Consider the following 18,068-nt stretch of genomic DNA (forward strand, 5'->3'; position numbering starts at 1 on the left):
TCGCCGGCAAGGCCGGCTCCTACAGGGGTTGTGCCGTCTGTAGGAGCCGGCCTTGCCGGCGAAGCCCTCAGAGGCCCCAGCGCGGAATGGCGTGGCTGCCCATCGACACGCACACGTTCTTGATCTCGGCAAACACCTCGAAGCTGTACTGGCCACCTTCGCGACCGGTACCGGAGCCCTTCACCCCGCCGAACGGCTGGCGCAGGTCACGCACGTTCTGGCTGTTGATGAACACCATGCCGGCCTCGATGCCATGGGCCAGGCGATGCGCCTTGCCGATGTCCTGGGTCCAGATGTACGAGGCCAGCCCGTACTCGGTGTCGTTGGCCAGCTTCAGTGCCTCGGCCTCGTCCTTGAACGGGATCAGGCACACCACCGGGCCGAAGATCTCCTCCTGGGCGATGCGCATGCTGTTGCTCACATCGGCAAACACCGTGGGCTGGATGAACTGCCCGCGCGCCAGGTGCGCCGGCAGGTTGGCCGGGCGCTCCAGGCCACCGGCCAGCAGGGTGGCGCCTTCCTCGATGCCGATGCGGATATAGCCGGTCACCTTGTCGTAGTGGGCCTGGGTGATCATCGAGCCGACCTGGGTCCTGGGGTCTTGCGGGTCGCCCACGATCAGGCGCCTGGCCCGCGCCGCGAACTCGGCCACGAACTGCGGGTACACGCTCTCTTGAATGAAGATGCGGCTGCCGGCGGTGCAGCGCTCGCCGTTGAGCGAGAAGATGGTGAACAGCGCCGCGTCCAGCGCGCGCTCGAGGTCGGCGTCCTCGAAGATCAGCACCGGCGACTTGCCGCCCAGTTCCATCGAGTACTTCTTCAGGCCCGCAGTCTGCATGATCTTCTTGCCGGTGGCGGTGCCGCCGGTGAACGAAATGGCGCGTACGTCCGGGTGTCGCACCAGGGCATCGCCTGCGGTGGCGCCGTAGCCCTGGATCACGTTGAGCACTCCGTTGGGGATGCCGGCCTCGACCGCCAGGCGGCCCAGTTCGTTGGCGGTCAGCGGCGACAGTTCGCTCATCTTCAGCACCGCCGTGTTGCCCAGGGCCAGGCAGGGCGCGGTCTTCCAGGTGGCGGTCATGAACGGCACGTTCCACGGCGACACCAGCGCACACACGCCGACCGGCTGGTACAGGGTGTAGTTGAGCATCTGGTCGTCGACCGGGTAGGTGTGGCCATCCATGCGCGTGCACACTTCGGCGAAGAAGTCGAAGTTGTGCGAGGCCCGCGGGATCAGCACGTTCTTGGTCTGGTGAATCGGCAGGCCGGTATCCAGGGTTTCCAGCTCGGCCAGCCGGGGCACGTTCTGCTCGATCAGCTCGCCCAGCCTGCGCATCAGCCGCGCACGCTCCCTGGCCGGGGTGCCGGCCCATTTGGGGAACGCCTCCCGGGCTGCTGCAACTGCCTGGGCGACTTCTTCGGCGCCGCCGCTGGCGACTTCGCCGATGGCCTCGCCGGTGGCCGGGTTGTAGTTGACGAAGACGTCCTTGCTTTCGACCTCACGGCCATTGATCCAGTGCTTGATCATCGGGTTCATGCCTCTTGCGGGTTCAGCGCGAAGAACTCGGCTTCGCTGACAATGCGGTTGACCAGGCGGCCGACACCTTCCACTTCCACCACCACTTCATCACCCGGCACCACGTCGGCCAGGCCTTCGGGGGTGCCGGTGGCGATCATGTCGCCCGGTTGCAGGGTCATGAAGCTGGACAGGTATTCGATCAGGTAGGGGATGTCGAAGATCATGTCGCGGGTGCTGCCCTGCTGCTTGAGCTCACCGTTGATCCAGGTGCGCAGGGTGAGGTTGGACGCATCCGGCACATCGGCCACATCGACCATCCACGGGCCCACCGGGGTGGTGGCGTCGCGGTTCTTCACCCGCAGGTTGGGGCGGTAGTAGTTCTCCAGGTAGTCGCGGATCGCGTAGTCGTTGCATACCGTGTAGCCGGCCAGGTACTGCAGCGCGTCCTCGCGCCTGACGTTGCGCGCCGGCTTGCCGATCACCGCCACCAGCTCGCACTCGTAGTGCATGTACTTGACGTCGTCCGGGCGCCAGGTGACCTGGTTGTGGCCGGTGTAGGTACCGGGCGACTTGACGAAGGCCAGCGGCTCGGTGGGTGCGGCAAAGGCCAGTTCGGCGGCGTGGTCGGCGTAGTTCAGGCCCAGCGCGAACATGCTGCCGGTGGCCGGCGGCAACCACTGCACCTCGTGCTCGGCGAGCAGGCGGCCATCGGCCAGGCGCACGTTGTTGCCATCTTCCACGGTCACGGCGTGGTCCTGGCCCTGGTAACGGATACGGGCGTGTTTCATCAGCGTTGCTCCTGTTCGGCCACGATCGGGTTGGCCAGGCGGCCCAGGCCGCTGATCCGGACCTCGACCTGATCGCCTGGCAGCACGTCCACGCGACCTTCGGGGGTGCCGGTAATCAGCACGTCGCCTGCGTGCAGGGTCATGAACTCGCTGATCTCGGCGATCAGCTGCGGGATGTTGCGCACCAGGTTGGCGGTGCTGTTGTGCTGGCGCAGTTCGCCATTGACGAACAGCTCGATGGCCAGCTGATGCGGGTCGGCCACCTGCGCGGTCGGCACCAGCTCAGGGCCGAGTACGCAGAAACCATCGCGGCACTTGGCCTTGACCGCCGGGCGGTAGTAGCTGTCTTCGGGCAGGCTGAACTCGTTGACGATGGTGTAGCCGGCCACGTGCTCCAGGGCCTGTTCGACGCTCACGCGGCTGGCGCGCTTGCCGATCACCACGCCCAGCGCCGGGCCCGGCTGCAGGCGTTCGACACCTTGCGGGTACACCACCGGGGCGCCATGGCGGTTGCGCGTGTTGGGGGTCTTGATGAACAGCACCGGCTTGACCGGGGGCTTCTGGTACGGCGCCTGTTCGAATTCGGCGAGACGCTGGTTCAGCAACCCCTGGTAGTTCAGCGCAACGCCGAACAGGGTGCCGGTGGCAACGTCGTGCAGGGCACGGCTCATGCTCTTCTCCTGGCAAGGGCAGGGCGGCAAGCGCCCTGCGGGACAAATCGTTAATGTGTTAACGTTATAATTAAGATGTTAACGAAAGGCAAGCGGCGCGTGTCAGGCGTTAAGCTGCCGGCAGAACAAGAACACAGCAGGAAACCCCGTCATGAACGAACGCACGCCGATTCCCAACATCAACATCGGGCAGGTCTACGACCAGCGGTACAGCGATGCCGAGGTGCATTACGACAAGCTCGGCAACCTGGCCGGCTTTTTCGGCCGCAACATGCCGGTGCACCGCCACGACCGCTACTTTCAGGTGCATTACGTCAAGAGCGGCACGGTGCGGGTGTACCTGGACGACCAGCAGTACGTGGAGTCGGGGCCGATGTTCTTCCTTACCCCGCCGACCATCCCGCACTCGTTCGTCACCGAGCCCGACGCCGATGGCCACGTGCTGACCGTGCGCCAGCAACTGGTATGGCAACTGCTCGAAGCCGACCCTGCGCTGGCGCCTGGGCCGCAGGTGGCGCCGGCGTGCGTGGCGCTGAGCGGGCTGGAGGGACGGTTTGCCGACGAGGCGCGGCGCCTGGTGCTGCTGTTCGACGAGCTGCACCGCGAGATCAATGCCGCGCAGGTGGGCCGTGGCCCGGCGCTGGACAGCCTGACCCGGCTGATCATGCTCAGCCTGCTGCGCCTGTGCGCGCGCTCGCTGCCGGCGCGCCAGACCCGGCATGAGGACCTGCAGGTGTTCCACCGCTTCAACGAGCTGATCGAGGCGCATTACCTGGAGCACTGGCCGCTGTCGCGCTATGCGCTGGGGGTGGGGGTGACCGAGGCGCGGCTCAATGACGTGTGCCGGCGTATCGCCGACCTGCCGTCCAAGCGCCTGATCCTGGAGCGCCTGATGCAGGAAGCCAAGCGCCTGCTGCTGTTCACCGGCAGTTCGGCCAACGAGATCTGTTACAGCCTGGGCTTCAAGGACCCGGCGTACTTCAGCCGGTTTTTCCTGCGCTATGCGCAGGTGACGCCGGGCGAGTACCGCCAACGGCAGGCGGGCGTGCGCTGACATGGCATTTTTCCGTTTTTGTTGTTAGGCGCGGCAAGCGCCGCTGCCGCCATGATGGCGGTAGCGGTGTAACGGAAAAATGCCTTTTACAGGGGTGCGCTTGTACTTTTCAGAGCGCTCAGGCGGCGTTGTTCAACCACAGGTTTTCAAAACGCCAGGTGCTGAACAACGTCTGCTCCGGCGCCGCGCCGCCGACCTTGCGTGAAAACGCATCGAGCAGGTTGGCATAGCCCCAGATCAGCAGGCCGCCCTTGTCGTACTGGATCTGCTGCGCCTGGTGGACCAGTGCGGTGCGCCTGGCCAGGTCCGGCTGGGCCATGGCCTGCAGAAACAGCTGGGTGAACTGCGGGTCGTCGAAGTGGGTCTTGTTGGCCACCGCGAACGGCGCGTCGGTGTGCATGGCGCTGGCCAGGAACGGCGCGCCGATGGTGCCGCCGGTGCTCAGCAGCCACTGGTCCTGCTGCGGGCCGTTGAAGGTGGCGCTGTCGACCTGGCGCACATCGAGGGTCACGCCGATGCGCCTGGCCTGCTCGGCCAGCACCAGCGCCGAGGCCAGCGCCGGCCCGGCGGTGGTCACCAGTTCCACCCGCAGGTGTTCCTGGCCAGCCTCGCGCAGCAGTTGCGCGGCGCGCTGCGGGTCATGGGAACGCGGGGGCAGGGCGTGGTTGAAGGTGGGGTCGAACGGGGCGTACAGGTCGTTGGCCACGCGGCCCTGGCCGTTGAGGGCGCGGCGCACCAGCTCGTCGCGGTCGGCCAGCAGGCGCAGTGCCTCGCGCACCCGCGGGTCGTTGAATGGCGGCTTGCTGGTGTTCATTTCGAACGACAGCCAGTTGCCGCTGATCGACGTCACCAGGTTCAGCCGCGGGTCGCGCTCGAGCACCTGCAACTGCTCGCTGGGCATGCCGTTGGCCATGTCGATCTGCCCGGCACGCAGCGCGGCCAGGCGCGAGACCTGGTCCTTGAAGTCGATGATCTCCAGTTCATCGGCATACGGCCTGCCGGCCTTGTAGTAGTTCTCGAAGCGGCTGAACACCGAGCGCTGGCCGGGGGTGAAACTCTTGAACCGGTAGGGCCCTGCGCCGACCGGGTTGATGACCGGGTGATAGTCCACCGGCACGATGCCACCGAAATTCACCCAGGTTTCCGGCAGTGGCAGGAAGCTGCGGCCGTCCTTGAAACTCAGGCGCACCGTGCGGTTGTCGAGCTTGACCAGGTTGTCGCGGTCCACCCAGTGCAGCAAGGCGGCGTAGGGCGAAGCCAGCTGCGGGTCGGTGAGGCGGCGGATCGAGAAGATCAGGTCGTCGGCATCGATGGTCTTGGCGTTGTGGAATTCCAGGCCCTGGCGCAGGCGCAGGGTCCAGCTGCGCGCGTCGCTGCTGGCCTCGGCGAACTCGGCCAGGGCCAGGCGCGGCTGCATCTGCTCGTCCCATTCCCACAGTTTGCTGTACAGCGCAAAGCCGCGCACGATGCCGCTGCCGATGGGCTTGTGGACGTCGAGGTTGCCGGTCTGGCCGCCGTCCAGGATGCCCAGGCGCAGGCGCCCGCCGTGCCGCGGCTGGGCAACCCCGGCGGCGGGGGCGGGGGCCTCATCCGGGCCGCAGCCGCTGAGCAGGCTGGTGCCCAGCAGCAGGCCGCCGCCCATGGCCAGGCCCTGGCCGATGAACTGGCGCCGGCTGTAGTGGTTGGGGTTCATGGCTCAGGCTCCTGCCGCGCGCAACTGCGCGGTGGCCTGCACGGGCCGGCTCAGCGCCTGCCGTTCACCGCGAAAGTGCGGCAGGACGTGCTCGCCCAGGCGGTAGGCTTCTTCCAGGTGCGGGTAGCCGGCCAGGAAGAACAGGTCGATGCCCAGCGCGTTGTACTCGCGAATGCGCGCCACCACGTTGGCGTAGCTGCCCACCAGCGCCAGGCCCGGCGGGATGCCGATGTGGCTGAAGCCCGACCACACGTTGGGGTAGATGAAGAAATCGTCGAAGGCATGCTCGTCGTGCTCGGGCCGGTAGTCCTCCTCGTAGCTGAGCTTGCGCGCGGTACGCAGCCCTTCGTGGGCCGCCTTGGCCTTGGCGGCTCCCCTGGCCACGCCCTCGTCGAAAAAGCGCTTGGCTTCGGCCAGCGCCAGTGCCTCGGTCTCGCGGGCGATCACGTCGATCGACAGGCCGAAGCGGATGTCGCTGCGGCCGAACGTTAGCGCACGCTGGCGGATGTCGGCGATCAGCGCGGCGATCTCGTCGGGGTGCTCGGCGCGCATCAGGTAGAAGTCGGCATGCTTTGCAGCGAACTCGCGGGCGGCAATCGACGAGCCGGCCGTGCAGATCAGCGGCAGCTCGGCCTTTTTCTGCGGCCCGCGCAGGCCGCCGCCTTCGGCCTTGTAGAAGCGCCCGTCGTAGTGGAAGTGCTCCGAGTGCCAGTAGCCCTTGACCACATCCATGAACTCGGTGGCGCGGGCGTAGCGCTCGTCGTGCTCGGCCAGGTCGCCGACCTGGCGCTGGAGGGCGTCCGAGCCGCCGTTGATGATGTTCCACACCAGCCGGTTGCCGCTGGCGCGCTGGTAGGTGGCGGCCTGCTGCACCGCCACCCACGGGGTGTAGTGGTAGGGCTGGAACGCGGTGAGGAACTTCAGCGTGCGGGTTTCGCGGGCCAGCAGCGAGCACACCGTCCAGGGCTCTTCGCCGGACGGCGCATTGACCATCAGCGCACCGCCGAAGCCGTTGATTTCGGCGGCCCGGGCAATCTGCCCCAGGTAGTCGATGTAGGTGAAGTGGTCACCGACCGCAAACCCCGACACCGCGCCGGTGCTGGCGCCGCCGGCATGCCAGTCGCCGCGGTTGCGCGGGTCGCCGGGCAGGAACTGGGTTTCACCGTGCAGCGGCAGGCGGGTAAAGAATTCGATGCTCATGGGCAGGCTCCTGGCTTATTGCACGCTGGGGTTGCAGATAGGGGTGACGGGCTGGTCGCTGAACACCTTGCGCGCGAAGGGCAGCGAGTCCTTGAGCGAGGCATTGACCGTCTCGCTGTGGCCCAGGCCCTTGTACAGGTGGCCCTCGACCACCGAGCCGGCAGCGCACGCGTCCTTCATCAGGCTGACCTGGGTGACGGCAGCGGGGGTCTTGTCCTCGGCGCCGGTGCCGATGAAGATCGGCTGCGCAAGCTTGAGCGTCGGGTAGGAGACCTGCGCCAGCCACGGCTTGAGTTGTGCGCCGTCGTTGGCCTTGCGCGTGTTGGCCGGGGTCAGCCCGGTGCCGATCACATCGGCGGTGAGCGACGCCAGGCAGGTGGTGCGAGCCTGTTCGAACAGTGGCAGGGCCTTGTCGGTGTAGAAGTCGCGCGGGTCGATGCTCGGGTCGTATTGCTGCGCAGCCAGCAGGGTGTAGAAACCGTAGGCCAGTGACGCGTCGACCTTGTTCGGGTCCTGCTCACCCACGTTGCTGGCGCCCACGGTGTAGATCACCCCGGTGCCGACGCTGCCCTTCAGGCCCAGGTCCGGGGCGTAGGTGGGGGCATAGGCGGCAGAGGCGAAGGCCCCGGCGCCGCCCTGGGACTGGCCGACCACCAGCACCTTGTTGGCCAGGCCCGGCACCCCGCTGACCACGGCGCGGGCCGCATCGAGGATGCCGTAGGCGGCCATGCGGTTGTTCAGCAGCGGGTGGCCGCCGGGCACGCCCAGGCCCTGGTAGTCGGTGGCGACGATGGCATAGCCCTCGTTCAGCCAGCGCGCCAGGTACTGCACGTCGCGGTACGAGCGGCCCGACCAGGACGGCGCGCAGATGTCGGCCACGCCGACGGTGCCATGCCCCCAGGTGACCACCGGCCAGCCGCCGGCCGGGGCCTTGCCCTGGGGAATGAACAGCGCGCCGGAGACCGCGATCGGGGTCTTGCCGTCGATGCCGTCGGTGGAGCTGTAGAGAATGCGCAACTGGCTGGCCGCACCGGGCAGGCTGAGGGTCTGCTCCAGCGGCTCGCTGCGCAGCAACGTGCCGGGGGTGGCCGGGATCGCCTGTTCCCAGTGGTAGAACGCCGAAACGCGCCCGTCGCCCTGCAGCGGGTCGGGCGTGGGGGCGTAGGTGTCGGCGGCCATGGCGGCGCAGGAGAGGGCGAGCAGGCTCAGGCCGAAGGCCACGGAGTGCGGGAATTTCATCAGGGGCTTCCTTGGGCGAAACAACGATGCCGGGTGCAGAGCGAAAGCCGTGCCAGATGCTGAAATATTCACGCAACCTGCTGAATCAGAAGGGTTTTCCTGGTTTCATACAGACGCTGCCCAGCACCGCGCTGCTGATTTGCAAGCAACCCCCTGGGCCGGATTGCTGCTGTGGCAGCAGCGCCTCAGCAGGTGGTTTCTGATAGGTGAAATTGGAATATACAAAGATGAATTAATAATTATTTGTTCTAATTTGTTTCGTGCACTATGGGCCGGCGCTATCAATGCCAGGAATGCACCATGTCGCTGATTACCCATCCCCATGCCCGGGAACTGACTAAATCCGTTCGTGCCACCGTGCTGGTGTTCAAGGACCCTCGCTCCCAGGAACTGCTGGCCCGTATCGAGCGCCTGGCGCCGAGCGAGGCCAACACCCTGATCATCGGCGAGACCGGCACCGGCAAGGAACTGGTGGCGCGGCATATTCACCAGTTGAGCCGGCGCGGTCGCGAACCGTTCGTGGCAGTCAACTGCGGCGCCTTTGCCGAAACCCTGGTGGAGAGCGAGTTGTTCGGCCATGAAAAGGGCGCATTCACCGGGGCCACCAACAGCAAGGCGGGCTGGTTCGAGGCGGCCAATGGCGGCACGCTGTTTCTCGACGAGATCGGCGACCTGCCGTTGAACATGCAGGTCAAGCTGCTGCGTGTGCTGCAGGAACGCGAAGTGGTGCGGCTGGGGTCGCGCACGCCGATCCCGATCAACGTGCGCCTGGTGGCGGCCACCAACGTCAACCTGGCCGATGCGGTGGTGGCGGGGCACTTTCGCGAAGACCTGTTCTACCGCCTGCACGTGGCGACCATCCGCCTGCCGCCGCTGCGCGAGCGCCCCGGCGACATCCTGCCGCTGGCCGAGTTCTTTCTCGAGGAGCATTGCCAGCGCCTGGGCTACAGCCGCGCCAGCCTGAGCCTGGAGAGCGAGCGCAAACTGCTGGGGCACAGCTGGCCAGGCAACATCCGCGAGCTGGAGAATGCCATTCACCATGCCTTGCTGGTGTGCCGCCAGCAGGTGGTGCAGCCGGCCGACCTGCACCTGGTGGACATGCGTTCGGTGGGTCTCCGCCAGGAGGAGAGCGCCCAGCCGCTGCGCCTGCAGACGCCCGAGGCGCCGAGCCTGGAGGCGGCGCTGACGGCGCTGTTCGAGCAGAACGTCGAGGATTTGTACGAGCATATCGAAGAGACGGTGTTTCGCACCGCGTACCGCTATTGCCACGGCAACCAGCTGCAGACCGGGCGCCTGCTCAACATCAGCCGCAACATCGTGCGGGCGCGGCTGGAGAAGATCGGCGAGCTCAAGCGTAGCGATACTGTCGGCCTGTAAGGGCCCTTCGCGGGTCCACAGGTTGTGCACCGACTTGAGGGGCTGTGAACGTTCTGTGGGAGCGGGCTTGACCCGCGATACAGGCGCCACCGGGTCAACTGATCCGCATTAATCCCCCCAACCTGAATCTGTAACCCAGTACACCTCGAAGCCATAGTAGCGGCCTCCCTGATGAGGTCCGACCATGTATCACTACGACGAATACGATCGTGCACTGGTGTTCGAGCGCGTAGCCCAGTTCCGCGACCAGGTGCAGCGCTTCACTGCCGGTGAACTGAGCGAAGAAGAATTCCTGCCACTGCGCCTGCAAAATGGCCTGTACCTGCAAAAGCATGCCTACATGCTGCGCGTGGCCATCCCCTACGGCACCCTCGGCGCCCGCCAGATGCGCACCCTGGCCAGCATCGCGCGCGACTACGACCGCGGCTACGGCCACTTCACCACGCGCCAGAACATCCAGTTCAACTGGGTCGAGCTGGCCCAGGTGCCGGATATCCTGCAGCGCCTGGCCGAGGTCGACATGCATGCGATCCAGACCTCCGGCAACTGCGTGCGCAACATCACCACCGAGGCCTTCGCCGGCGTCGCCGCCGACGAGATCATCGACCCGCGCCCGCTGGCCGAGATCCTGCGCCAGTGGTCGACCATCAACCCCGAGTTCCTGTTCCTGCCGCGCAAGTTCAAGATCGCCATCTGCTCGGCCCGCCAGGACCGCGCAGCGATCATGATGCACGACATCGGCCTGTACCTTTACCGCGACGGGCGCCAGCAGATGCGCCTGCGGGTGATGGTCGGCGGCGGCCTGGGGCGCACGCCGATCCTGGGCCTGCAGATCCGCGAGGGCCTGCCGTGGGAGCACCTGCTGTCGTACGTCGAGGCCATCCTGCGGGTGTACAACCGCCATGGCCGGCGCGACAACAAGTACAAGGCGCGCATCAAGATCCTGGTCAAGGCACTGGGCATCGAGGCCTTTGCCCGTGAAGTCGAACAGGAATGGCAACACATCAAGGACGGCCCGGCGCAGCTCACCGAAGCCGAGTTCCAGCGGGTAGCCGAAGGCTTCGCGCCGCCACGCTACGCCGCGCAGCCCGACGGCGACCTGGACTACGGCACCCACCTGGCCATGGACCGCTCCTTCGCCCGCTGGGTCTCGCGCAACGTGCAGCCGCACAAGGTGGCCGGCTATGCCAGCGTGGTGCTGTCGACCAAGCCCGGCCCGGCGGCGCCCCCCGGCGACCTCACCGCCGAGCAGATGGACAACGTGGCCGACTGGTCGGAGCACTTCGGTTTCGGTGAAATCCGCATCGCCCACGAGCAGAACCTGATCCTGCCCGATGTCCGCAAGGCCGACCTGTACCCGCTGTGGCGTCTGGCCTGCGAGCAGGGCCTGGGCACCGCCAACATCGGCCTGCTGACCGATATCATCGCCTGCCCGGGTGGCGACTTCTGCGCGCTGGCCAACGCCAAGTCGATCCCCATCGCCCAGGCCATCCAGAGCCGCTTCGACGACCTCGACTACCTGCACGACCTGGGCGAGCTGAGCCTGAACATCTCGGGCTGCATCAACGCCTGTGGCCACCACCACATCGGCAACATCGGCATCCTGGGCGTCGACAAGAACGGCAGCGAGTGGTACCAGGTGACCCTGGGCGGGGCGCAGGGCAAGGCCAGCGCACTGGGCAAGGTGATCGGCCCGTCGTTCAGCGCCGCCGAGATCCCCCGCGTGATCGAGCAGATCGTGGCCACCTACTGCGCCTACCGCGAACTCGACGAGCCCTTCGTCGACACCGTGGCGCGGGTGGGGCTGGAGCCGTTCAAGGAGCGCGTCTATGCCAGGCAGCCGGAGGTGTCCACATGCGCAATGTGATCGCGATACGCCAAGGGCAGGCGCAGCTTGTGGAGGGCGACAGCTGGCAGTTGCTGCGCGAGCAGGAGGCGCCGCTGCCGACGGGCGCGCTGATTTTGCCGCTGCACCGCTGGCTGGCGCAGCCCAGTGGTTATCACGGGCTGTGGCTGGGGCCGGATGACGATGTCGAGTCGCTGCAGCTGTGGCTGGGCGTGCTGCCGCTGATCGCCATCGACTTCCCCTCGTTTCGCGATGGCCGTGGCTACAGCCAGGCCTACCTGCTGCGCACGCGGCTGGGCTGGCAGGGCGAATTGCGTGCTGTCGGCGATGTGCTGCGCGACCAGCTGAGCCACATGCGCCAGTGCGGTTTCGACAGTTTTGCCGTGCGCGAGGACAAGTCGGCAGCCGACGCGCTCAAGGGCCTGCAGGGCATGAGCGTGCTCTACGGGCGTTCGGTGATCGAGCCCAGGCCGCTGTTTCGGCGACGTTGAGTGCGTAGGGTGCTGTCGCGCCGGTGATGGAACGGGCTACCATGCAGGTTCGCCCGTTGGACAGGATGTTGCAGCATGCTTTTCAGTACCCGTACTGCCCGGCCGGCCGATGCTGAAGCCCTCAGCGACATCGCCAGCCAGACCTTCGCCCTGGCAAGCCCCGCCGATTCGTCGGCCAAGGCGCTTGCCGCCTATATCCGAGGCCATCTTCAGCCCGAACACTTCTGCCTGCACCTGATCAGCCGCGCCAAGCAATTGCGCGTGCTGGAGCATGACGGCGTGGTGGTGGGCTACACCCTGATCGACAAGGCGGCGCAGGCGCTGGGTATCGAGGCGGCCGACGGCCTGCCGGAACTGAGCCGCTGCTACGTGCTGCCCGAGCACCATGGCCAGGGCGCGGCGCAGCGCCTGCTCGAGGACACCCTGGCCCAGGTGGGTGGGGCGATCCGCCTGACGGTCAACGAACACAACAGCCGGGCGATCCGCTTTTACCAACGCAATGGCTTCCGCCAGGTGGGCGAGGCCATTTTTGTCTGCGGGCCGGAACGTCACCGTGACTGGGTGATGGTGCGCGCCTGCGCCACTGCCGAACCAGAGGCTGCCGATGACTGATCTTTCTGCCTACCCAATCACCCGCAAATGGCCTGCCCGCCACCCCGAGCGCCTGCAACTGTATTCGCTGCCCACGCCCAACGGGGTGAAGGTGTCGATCATGCTCGAAGAGACGGGCCTGGCCTACGAGGCGCACAAGGTGGACTTTGCCACCGAGGATCAACTGAGCGCCGAGTTCATCTCGCTCAGTGCCAACAACAAGATCCCCGCGATCCTCGACCCGCACGGGCCGGGGGGCAAGCCGCTGGGGCTGTTCGAGTCGGGGGCGATCCTGCTGTACCTGGCCGAGAAGACCGGCCAGCTGCTGCCTGAAGACCCGGCTGCGCGCTACGAGACGATCCAGTGGCTGATGTTCCAGATGGGCGGCATCGGCCCGATGTTCGGCCAGGTGGGCTTCTTCAACAAGTTCGCCGGCAAGGCCTATGAAGACAAGCGCCCGCTGCAGCGCTACGTGGACGAGGCGCGGCGCCTACTGGGCGTGCTGGACCGGCGCCTGCACGGGCGCGACTGGATCATGGGCGAGTACGGCATCGCGGACATCGCCACGCTGCCGTGGGTGCGCAACCTGATCGGTTTCTACGAAGCGGGGGATCTGGTGCGGATCGAAGAGTTCGTAGAGGTTCGCCGCGTGCTGGAGGCGTTTCTGGCGCGGCCGGCGGTGCAGCGTGGCTTGCTGATTCCGGGTTGACCGGGTTGTGCTGCGTTCAGCGCGGGCCTGGCCCGCGCTGAACGCAGCGCCGTCTCAGTGGCTCTGGCGCCACGTCACCTCGGTGATTCCGTACCGCTCGGCCAGTGGCTTGCTGACCTTCTTTACCTTCTCGCGCCCATAGCGCGGAATATGCCCCACCCCGGCGTCACAGCTGGCCCAGTGCCAGGCTTCGGCGTTGTCCATCGCCTCGGCACGAATCACGAAGGACTTCTGTTTGCCGTGCAATTGATAGTCGATGACGAAGAGTTTTGCGTTGTTCATGGTTCCCTGAAAATCCTTTCAACGTGGTGACCGATGCGTGTTCACTCATACCGCCTAACTAAGTACCTTCCAGCCACCAAATAATTCAGTCTGATTGTTCGACATCAGTGTTCGGCGCTGACGGTGAGGTGGCGGGCATCGGTGTCGAACACTACCTGTTCCAGCCGGTGGGCCATGCCGCAGGCCAGCGAATCGTAGGCAGGGATCACCCGTTCCTCGGCCGACAGGCAGTGGATGATGTCCAGTTTGCGCTCGGCATGGGCGGTCTCCAGTTCGAAGATCCGCGCATAGCGCTCCAGGTCGTTGTTCAGGCTCGACAGGTATTCACGCAGGCGCGAGTGGTCCACCGCGCTCTGGCTGAAGTGCCAGGTCATGGGGTGGATCAGAAACCGCGAGTGGGGCACGGCCAGGCGTTCGCTGGCGGCCAGGTACATCACGATGCCCATGGATTCGATGTTGCCCGCATTCACCGCGCTGACCGGCACCGGCAGCGACTTGAGGAAGCTGTAGATCGAGAACCCCAGGTGGGTGCTGCCGCCGATGGTCGACAGGTTGAGCAGCAGGGCGCTGGCCCCTTCGTCGATCGCCTGCAGGCAACGGTCGCGAAAGCGCTCGGTGGTGCCCTGATCGATCGGGCAATGAAAGTGGATGACGTACTGCTTCATCAAGAGTCCTCAAGACCGACGCACCCTCGGTGCGCCGGTCGCTCGAGCGTCAGCTACGACCACCACCACTTGGTTTGCGGGTGTCAGACTTGGTGGCGTCAGGCTTCTTGTTGCCCTGGCTGCCAGCGCCGCCTCCGGAGGCCTGCCCACCTTTTTTGCCGGCTTCCGACGCCTTGTTCTTGTCGTTGGCAAAGTTTCCCGAGTTTTCTTTCTTGTCCATGATGCTGATCCTCATGTCATTGGGATGCGAAGCCTTGTGGACCTCACATAGGTGTGGAGATAGGCCACGGGGCAAAGTTTTAAAATCTTTGCGTGCATGAGACGAACGGTAAGCCCGCACGACTTTTTCATCCGCTTGGCGGGGCTGTGGAACTTTGCAGCGCAGCGCCCATTCCCTTGCATATCGACTGCAAGGGGCAGCCAAGAGGACAACGGCCATGACCGTGATGAACGCAACCCGCCCGACTGCCGACCTGGCGCAGGTTCAGGCCGGCGACCTGCTCGACCGCTACCAGGCGCTGCTGCGCGGTGACCTGGTGGGCAGTGCCGCCTGGCTGGCCGAGCAACTGCTGCGCACCCAGGGTCTGCAGGACGACCTGCCGGCAACCCCGGGCGAACTGGACGCGTGGACCGACCGGCGCACCGCCGCAGTTGCCGGCGAATACGCCGAGTACCTGGCCGGGCGCAAGGCCGGCGCGCCCCGGCGCTATTTCAGCACTCGCGCTCACGCGCTGTACTTTCTGCACCATGTGGCCCCCACCAAGGCGGTGGACGGCGCCTGGCTGCACGGGCTGCTGCGACACTGGGCCGACCCGCGCTATCACGGGCTGATCCGTATCTACCTCGAAGAGCTGGGCGATGGCGACCCGGCCTGCAACCATGTGCTGATCTATCGCCGCCTGCTGGCCGAGGCCGGTTGCCACGAGCCGGTGCCGCTGCCCGACGAGCGTTACCTGCAGGGCTGCCTGCAGCTGGCGCTGGGGGCCAACAGCGACATGTTCCTGCCCGAGGTGATCGGCTACAACCTGGGTTATGAGCAGCTGCCGTTGCACCTGCTGATCAGCGCCTACGAGCTCGACGAACTGGGCCTGGATGCCCAGTACTTTCGCCTGCACGTCACCATCGACAACGCCAGCAGCGGCCATGCACGCAAGGCCGTGCAGGCCCTGCAGCAGTTGCGCCCGGAGCAGGACGACGGGCGTTTCTACCAGCGCGTGGTCGCCGGCTACCGGCTCAACGACCTGGGCCAGGGCTCGGCGGCGATCATCGCAGGCTTTGACCTGGAGGCCGAGGTGGTGGCGCTGCTCGAACGCAAGCGCGCCTTCGGCCAGCACATGCATTCGGACTACTGCCGCTTCCAGGGGCGCACCGTCAATCAATGGCTGGCCGATCCGGGCAGCATGCCTGGCTTTCTTGGCGTGCTGGAACAGAAGGGCTGGATCAAACGCGGGCAGGACCCACAGCTCAGCCGCTTCTGGCAGGTGATCGAGGGGCCGGGCGCGGCGATGTTCGGGGTGTTCAGCGTGTATGAAAAGCAGCTGCTGCATGACTGGATCGCTGGCGACTGGCAGCCGGCCGGCAACCCCGAACGTACCCAGGGCAGCGCCCTGCAACCCTCGATGCCTTCGGACGACACCGCGCTCGACATCGAGCTGCAGGCGCTGCCCGCACAGTGCCGTATCGAACGCCTGATCGACGCCATGGCCGGCAACCGCCATGCACTGCCGCGCGGCCTGCAGGCCACGCGGATGTACCGCCAGCTCACCGGCCTAAACTGAAGGAGTGCACCATGCTGCTGAACACCTGCCAGCCTGAAGCGGACAAGGCCCTGCTGCAACTGGGCCGGCGCCTGCAGGCCGACGGCTACCGCTTCACCTGCGTCACCCCGCTGACCCAGCAGCGCAACAACGAGCGCCAGAGCGCGGCGCGGGCGCGCACCCTGCGCGACATTTTTGGCTGGAACCGTCCGTTCACCGCTTCGCTGCTGTCGGCCGACGAACTGGCGCAGATGCGCGTGGCACAGATTCTCGACGAAGACGGCGACTGCTGGCGCAGCCGGGTGCGCTGGTCGAGCCTGGAGGACCTGCTGTTCGTGCATTCGGGCTTTCCCACCACGCAGGCCGATGCGGTGTTCTTCGGGCCCGACAGCTACCGTTTCGCACACTTCATTGCCAGCCACTTGCAGGGCCGCTTCAGCGAAATCAACCACGCGGTGGATATCGGCTGCGGGGCCGGGGTAGGGGCGATACTGATCGGCCGTGCACGCCGGCACGCCCAGGTCACCGCGCTGGACATCAACCCCGACGCCCTGCGCCTGAGCGCGATCAACGTGGCCCTGGCCGGGCTGGCCAATGTGTCGGTGGCGCACAGCGATGTACTGCAGGGCATTACCGGCAACTTCGACCTGATCGTCGCCAACCCGCCGTACATGCTCGATGCCGGCCGCCGCGCCTATCGGCACGGTGGCGGCAGCCTGGGCGCCGACCTGTCGCTGCGCATCGTCAACGAGGCAATCGGGCGCCTGAGCCAGGGCGGCACGCTGCTGCTGTACACCGGGGTGGCGATGGTCGACGGGCACGACCCGTTCCTGGCCGCCATCCGTGCCCAGCTCACCGCCCCGCAATGGTCGTGGCACTACCAGGAGCTGGACCCTGACGTGTTTGGCGAGCAACTGCTCGAACCTGGCTACGAGCAGGTCGAGCGCATTGCAGCGGTGGGGCTGACGGTGACGCGCAACGGTTGAACATGCCGGTGCGGTTTCATTGCCCCGGTCAATCAGATGCCGTGGGCTGTATTGGAGTTTTCGATTTGAATGTCGGGCCCGGGGGGCCCTTACTAGTGGTTACACCTGAGACATCGAGGGTTGCATCATGCCAATGAACGGAGTGTGTGATCTGGAACTGCGTCGCCTGATAGAAGGCGCCTTTCTGCCATGGCGCTGTGAAGTGGCGTGCAGCGACGGATTGGCGCTGACCATCCACCTGCCGGCCGATGCCGAGTATGCCGAGCTTACGGTCACGGGTATCCAGCTGAGCGCCTTGCCCGACGTGCGGGCCATCGCGGACCTGGTGGGTCAGATCCGCGAAGAGCGCCGCACCATGGGCCTGCAGCCGCGCAGGCTGTACCGCGCCTGACCCCCATGCGCCCGGCTAGCCCAGGCCGGCCGGGCGCAGGTATTCCGGTTGCAGGGTGTTGAACCAGAACAGGATCATCGACACCAGGATGGTCACCTGCACCAGCAACCCCACCCCCCACACGCTGGCCGAGTACAGCAGGCCGTCTTCCTTGCGGATGCGCATGAAGGTCGGCAGACCGGTGAACAGCAGAAAGGTCGCGTACACCGTGGCCGCGCCCAGTATCGTGACCGCCAGCCAACGGCTCGGGTACAGCCCGGCCAGCCCGGCTACGAAATACGGTGTGGCAGTGTAGGCAGCAAAACCGATGCACTGGTTGAGGGTGGGGCGTGCATCGAAGGTACGCGACATCCAGCGGATGAATGCCCCCATCAGCACCGTGCCCGCCATGATCGCCAGAAACAGCAGGATGCACAGCTGCAACGCGCTGCTGGCACTCAGGCGCACGTTCTCGTTTTCGGCCAGGCTCCAGCCCACCGAGGTGATCCCGATGAACAGGCATACGGTGGGGATCAGTGCCAGCAACAGCAGGTGTGACAGGTAGTGACGCGGGTGGGCTTCCTCGTCGTGGCGAATGTCGGCCCACGCCGAGTTGGGTTGGGTGAACAGCTTGACCAGGTGGCTTGTCATGGCGGTCTCCGGTACCGGGGCGAAAGGGCCCCTCGTGTTCTGTGGAGGTCACAAAGCGGCCAGGGTTTCATCGGCTTTGCCGCAAGCGGACCAACTGCCTTGAACCATTGCGCGCGCGGGCCGGTCACTTCTTGCAGGGGCGCCAAACGGCGCCACCGATGACGACCATCACCTTCAGG

19 protein-coding genes are annotated in these 18,068 nt (G+C 66.0%); 9 read left to right on the forward strand and 10 right to left on the reverse strand.

From position 1 onward, the window contains the following. Positions 1-67: 67 nt before the first annotated feature. Genes hpaE through NJH59_RS08160 form a run of 3 tightly spaced genes read right to left on the reverse strand, consistent with a single transcriptional unit; the run spans position 68 to position 2,978 of the window. On the reverse strand, positions 68-1,528 hold the full coding sequence (gene hpaE / locus NJH59_RS08150; RefSeq protein ID WP_043860079.1) for a 5-carboxymethyl-2-hydroxymuconate semialdehyde dehydrogenase: 1,461 nt from the start codon (positions 1,526-1,528) through the stop codon (positions 68-70). 5 nt (positions 1,529-1,533) lie between these two features. Beyond that, a complete protein-coding gene (locus tag NJH59_RS08155) occupies positions 1,534-2,307 on the reverse strand; it encodes a fumarylacetoacetate hydrolase family protein (RefSeq protein ID WP_253086630.1) in 774 nt (257 codons plus the stop codon). Beyond that, on the reverse strand, positions 2,307-2,978 hold the full coding sequence (locus NJH59_RS08160) for a fumarylacetoacetate hydrolase family protein (RefSeq protein ID WP_043860075.1): 672 nt from the start codon (positions 2,976-2,978) through the stop codon (positions 2,307-2,309). Before NJH59_RS08160 ends, NJH59_RS08155 begins: the two co-directional genes overlap by 1 nt. Positions 2,979-3,129: 151 nt before the next feature. Here NJH59_RS08160 and hpaA point away from each other — a divergent pair, with 151 nt between their 5' ends. Then, positions 3,130-4,032: a 4-hydroxyphenylacetate catabolism regulatory protein HpaA gene (gene hpaA / locus NJH59_RS08165; RefSeq protein WP_043860076.1), complete on the forward strand. Its 903-nt coding sequence runs from the start codon at positions 3,130-3,132 to the stop codon at positions 4,030-4,032. Between the two features lie 118 nt (positions 4,033-4,150). Here the strand turns inward: hpaA and NJH59_RS08170 are convergent, their stop codons facing one another. Genes NJH59_RS08170 through NJH59_RS08180 form a run of 3 tightly spaced genes read right to left on the reverse strand, consistent with a single transcriptional unit; the run spans position 4,151 to position 8,164 of the window. Next, entirely contained in the window at positions 4,151-5,725 is a 1,575-nt protein-coding gene (locus NJH59_RS08170) for an ABC transporter substrate-binding protein (RefSeq protein WP_253086631.1), read from the reverse strand. 3 nt (positions 5,726-5,728) lie between these two features. Further along, entirely contained in the window at positions 5,729-6,925 is a 1,197-nt protein-coding gene (locus NJH59_RS08175; protein WP_253086632.1) for an LLM class flavin-dependent oxidoreductase, read from the reverse strand. A gap of 15 nt (positions 6,926-6,940) precedes the next feature. After that, positions 6,941-8,164 (reverse strand): lipase family protein, encoded by a 1,224-nt coding sequence (locus NJH59_RS08180; protein ID WP_236176215.1) that lies wholly within the window; start codon positions 8,162-8,164, stop codon positions 6,941-6,943. 300 nt (positions 8,165-8,464) lie between these two features. On the opposite strand from NJH59_RS08180, the gene NJH59_RS08185 reads away from it, so the two are divergent. The 5 genes from NJH59_RS08185 (at position 8,465) to NJH59_RS08205 (ending at position 13,178) form a co-directional block, all read left to right on the forward strand. Then, positions 8,465-9,541, forward strand: a complete 1,077-nt coding sequence (locus NJH59_RS08185; RefSeq protein WP_253086633.1) for a sigma-54-dependent Fis family transcriptional regulator — start codon at positions 8,465-8,467, stop codon at positions 9,539-9,541. A gap of 184 nt (positions 9,542-9,725) precedes the next feature. Then, positions 9,726-11,408, forward strand: a complete 1,683-nt coding sequence (locus tag NJH59_RS08190; protein ID WP_100632707.1) for a nitrite/sulfite reductase — start codon at positions 9,726-9,728, stop codon at positions 11,406-11,408. Beyond that, entirely contained in the window at positions 11,396-11,878 is a 483-nt protein-coding gene (locus NJH59_RS08195; RefSeq protein WP_043860047.1) for a DUF934 domain-containing protein, read from the forward strand. The genes NJH59_RS08190 and NJH59_RS08195 overlap by 13 nt, the downstream gene beginning before the upstream one ends. 75 nt (positions 11,879-11,953) lie before the next feature. Beyond that, positions 11,954-12,490, forward strand: coding sequence for a GNAT family N-acetyltransferase (locus NJH59_RS08200; RefSeq protein ID WP_043860046.1), 537 nt, complete (start codon positions 11,954-11,956; stop codon positions 12,488-12,490). Beyond that, the gene (locus NJH59_RS08205; protein WP_043860045.1) at positions 12,483-13,178 is read left to right on the forward strand and encodes a glutathione S-transferase N-terminal domain-containing protein; all 696 of its coding nucleotides are present in this window, start codon (positions 12,483-12,485) and stop codon (positions 13,176-13,178) included. The genes NJH59_RS08200 and NJH59_RS08205 overlap by 8 nt, the downstream gene beginning before the upstream one ends. A 54-nt stretch (positions 13,179-13,232) precedes the next feature. Here NJH59_RS08205 and NJH59_RS08210 read toward each other — a convergent pair whose 3' ends face one another. The 3 genes from NJH59_RS08210 to NJH59_RS08220 form a co-directional block, all read right to left on the reverse strand. Next, positions 13,233-13,460 (reverse strand): DUF6555 family protein, encoded by a 228-nt coding sequence (locus tag NJH59_RS08210; protein ID WP_043860044.1) that lies wholly within the window; start codon positions 13,458-13,460, stop codon positions 13,233-13,235. A 104-nt stretch (positions 13,461-13,564) separates the two neighbouring features. Then, positions 13,565-14,125 carry an ATP-dependent Clp protease proteolytic subunit gene (locus NJH59_RS08215; RefSeq protein WP_043860043.1) on the reverse strand — a complete coding sequence of 187 codons (561 nt, stop codon included), beginning with the start codon at positions 14,123-14,125 and terminating at the stop codon, positions 13,565-13,567. 49 nt (positions 14,126-14,174) lie between these two features. Further along, complete coding sequence (locus NJH59_RS08220; RefSeq protein ID WP_078481227.1) at positions 14,175-14,345, reverse strand: KGG domain-containing protein; 171 nt, start codon at positions 14,343-14,345, stop codon at positions 14,175-14,177. Positions 14,346-14,562: 217 nt separating this feature from the next. Between NJH59_RS08220 and NJH59_RS08225 the strand changes: the two genes are divergently transcribed. From NJH59_RS08225 to NJH59_RS08235, 3 genes are all read left to right on the forward strand, one after another. Beyond that, positions 14,563-15,903 carry an iron-containing redox enzyme family protein gene (locus tag NJH59_RS08225; protein WP_253086634.1) on the forward strand — a complete coding sequence of 447 codons (1,341 nt, stop codon included), beginning with the start codon at positions 14,563-14,565 and terminating at the stop codon, positions 15,901-15,903. Positions 15,904-15,914: 11 nt separating this feature from the next. Continuing rightward, entirely contained in the window at positions 15,915-16,868 is a 954-nt protein-coding gene (locus NJH59_RS08230) for a class I SAM-dependent methyltransferase (protein WP_043860041.1), read from the forward strand. 127 nt (positions 16,869-16,995) lie between these two features. Then, entirely contained in the window at positions 16,996-17,259 is a 264-nt protein-coding gene (locus NJH59_RS08235) for a DUF1652 domain-containing protein (protein WP_043860040.1), read from the forward strand. A gap of 15 nt (positions 17,260-17,274) precedes the next feature. Here the strand turns inward: NJH59_RS08235 and NJH59_RS08240 are convergent, their stop codons facing one another. Further along, entirely contained in the window at positions 17,275-17,889 is a 615-nt protein-coding gene (locus NJH59_RS08240) for a Yip1 family protein (protein ID WP_054914434.1), read from the reverse strand. Positions 17,890-18,068: the final 179 nt, after the last annotated feature.

Source organism: Pseudomonas sp. VE 267-6A, from assembly GCF_024126555.1.
Classification (GTDB): Bacteria; Pseudomonadota; Gammaproteobacteria; order Pseudomonadales; family Pseudomonadaceae; genus Aquipseudomonas; species Aquipseudomonas palmensis.

Coding starts and splice junctions, on each gene's coding strand:
- NJH59_RS08225 (WP_253086634.1), top strand. CDS start 14,563: ATGACCGTGATGAACGCAACCCGCCCGACTGCCGACCTGGCGCAGGTT.
- NJH59_RS08195 (WP_043860047.1), top strand. CDS start 11,396: ATGCGCAATGTGATCGCGATACGCCAAGGGCAGGCGCAGCTTGTGGAG.
- NJH59_RS08215 (WP_043860043.1), bottom strand. CDS start 14,125: ATGAAGCAGTACGTCATCCACTTTCATTGCCCGATCGATCAGGGCACC.
- NJH59_RS08185 (WP_253086633.1), top strand. CDS start 8,465: ATGTCGCTGATTACCCATCCCCATGCCCGGGAACTGACTAAATCCGTT.
- NJH59_RS08190 (WP_100632707.1), top strand. CDS start 9,726: ATGTATCACTACGACGAATACGATCGTGCACTGGTGTTCGAGCGCGTA.
- NJH59_RS08205 (WP_043860045.1), top strand. CDS start 12,483: ATGACTGATCTTTCTGCCTACCCAATCACCCGCAAATGGCCTGCCCGC.
- hpaA (WP_043860076.1), top strand. CDS start 3,130: ATGAACGAACGCACGCCGATTCCCAACATCAACATCGGGCAGGTCTAC.
- NJH59_RS08220 (WP_078481227.1), bottom strand. CDS start 14,345: ATGGACAAGAAAGAAAACTCGGGAAACTTTGCCAACGACAAGAACAAG.
- NJH59_RS08170 (WP_253086631.1), bottom strand. CDS start 5,725: ATGAACCCCAACCACTACAGCCGGCGCCAGTTCATCGGCCAGGGCCTG.
- NJH59_RS08200 (WP_043860046.1), top strand. CDS start 11,954: ATGCTTTTCAGTACCCGTACTGCCCGGCCGGCCGATGCTGAAGCCCTC.
- NJH59_RS08240 (WP_054914434.1), bottom strand. CDS start 17,889: ATGACAAGCCACCTGGTCAAGCTGTTCACCCAACCCAACTCGGCGTGG.
- NJH59_RS08175 (WP_253086632.1), bottom strand. CDS start 6,925: ATGAGCATCGAATTCTTTACCCGCCTGCCGCTGCACGGTGAAACCCAG.
- NJH59_RS08180 (WP_236176215.1), bottom strand. CDS start 8,164: ATGAAATTCCCGCACTCCGTGGCCTTCGGCCTGAGCCTGCTCGCCCTC.
- NJH59_RS08210 (WP_043860044.1), bottom strand. CDS start 13,460: ATGAACAACGCAAAACTCTTCGTCATCGACTATCAATTGCACGGCAAA.
- NJH59_RS08235 (WP_043860040.1), top strand. CDS start 16,996: ATGCCAATGAACGGAGTGTGTGATCTGGAACTGCGTCGCCTGATAGAA.
- NJH59_RS08160 (WP_043860075.1), bottom strand. CDS start 2,978: ATGAGCCGTGCCCTGCACGACGTTGCCACCGGCACCCTGTTCGGCGTT.
- NJH59_RS08230 (WP_043860041.1), top strand. CDS start 15,915: ATGCTGCTGAACACCTGCCAGCCTGAAGCGGACAAGGCCCTGCTGCAA.
- NJH59_RS08155 (WP_253086630.1), bottom strand. CDS start 2,307: ATGAAACACGCCCGTATCCGTTACCAGGGCCAGGACCACGCCGTGACC.
- hpaE (WP_043860079.1), bottom strand. CDS start 1,528: ATGATCAAGCACTGGATCAATGGCCGTGAGGTCGAAAGCAAGGACGTC.